This is a genomic window from Bacteroides sp. MSSM.1001136sp1_RTP21357st2_D2_RTP21359_211015, from assembly GCF_040913205.1.
Lineage (GTDB): Bacteria > Bacteroidota > Bacteroidia > Bacteroidales > Bacteroidaceae > Bacteroides > Bacteroides ovatus.
The window spans coordinates 1-1237 of the sequence record NZ_JBDFVF010000086.1; the positions used below are offsets into that span (position 1 = coordinate 1).

General features: G+C 60.7%; 1 rRNA gene. It reads left to right on the top strand.

Going from position 1 to position 1237, the window contains the following annotated elements:
• Positions 1-1237, top strand: a 23S ribosomal RNA gene (locus AB5217_RS24850); the annotation flags it as partial.

Below are 1237 nucleotides of genomic sequence, written 5' to 3' on the forward strand. Positions count from 1 at the left end.
GTCTGACCGATAGCGAACGAGTACCGTGAGGGAAAGGTGAAAAGTACCCCGGGAGGGGAGTGAAACAGTCTCTGAAACCGTGCGCCTACAATCCGTCGGAGCCCTTTTGTGGGGTGACGGCGTGCCTATCGAAAAATGAGTCTGCGAGTCAGTGGCATGTGGCGAGCATAACCCGTGTGGGGTATGCGTAGCGAAGGCGAGTCTTAAAAGGCGTTTGAGTCGCGTGTCCTGGACCCGAAGCGGGATGATCTAGCCCTGAGCAGGTTGAAGCGCGGGTAAGACCGCGTGGAGGACCGAACCCACCTGGGTTGAAAACCGGGGGGATGACTTGGGGCTAGGGGTGAAAGGCCAATCAAATTCCGTGATAGCTGGTTCTCTCCGAAATGCATTTGGGTGCAGCGTCGGGTCATTACGTCCCGGGGGTAGAGCTACTGGATGCTTGCGGGCCCGTATCGGGTACCAACAGCAACCAAACTCCGAATACCGGTGACGCGTATCCCGGCAGTGAGTCGGCGGGGGATAAGCTTCGTCGTCGAAAGGGAAACAGCCCAGACCGTCGTCTAAGGTCCCGAAGCGTGTGCTAAGTGGGAAAGGATGTGGAGTCGCATAGACAGCCAGGAGGTTGGCTCAGAAGCAGCCACCCTTGAAAGAGTGCGTAACAGCTCACTGGTCTAGTGGTTCCGCGCCGACAATGTAGCGGGGCTCAAGCACACCACCGAAGACGCGGCAGCGGCCTTTGCGGCCGTTGGGTAGGAGAGCGTCCCGCGTGGGGCGAAGCGGCCGGGGAACCGTGCCGTGGACCGCGCGGGAGTGAGAATGCAGACATGAGTAGCGAGAGACGGGTGAGGATCCCGTCCGCTGGATGACCAAGGGTTCCGGGGCCACGTTCGTCGTCCCCGGGTGAGTCGGGTCCTAAGGCGAGGCCGACAGGCGTAGTCGAATGGATGAACGGGTGGATATTCCCGTACCGGCTTTCAGCCGCCAAAACCGAGGCTTGGAGTACTAACCTCCGGGTCCGGGCTTACTGCTCCTTCGGGGGCGGGATGCCCTGGCCTGTTGGGACCGATCCTTGTAGTAGGTCAGCGCAGGAGTGACGCAGAAGGGTAGCCGGCCGCGGAGGTGGTCTTCCGTGGTCAAGCACGCAGGGCGTGGGACAGGCAAATCCGTCCCGCATGGGTCCGAGGTGCGATGATGGGGGCCTTATGGCCCGATATCCGGTGATCTGTCTCTTATACAC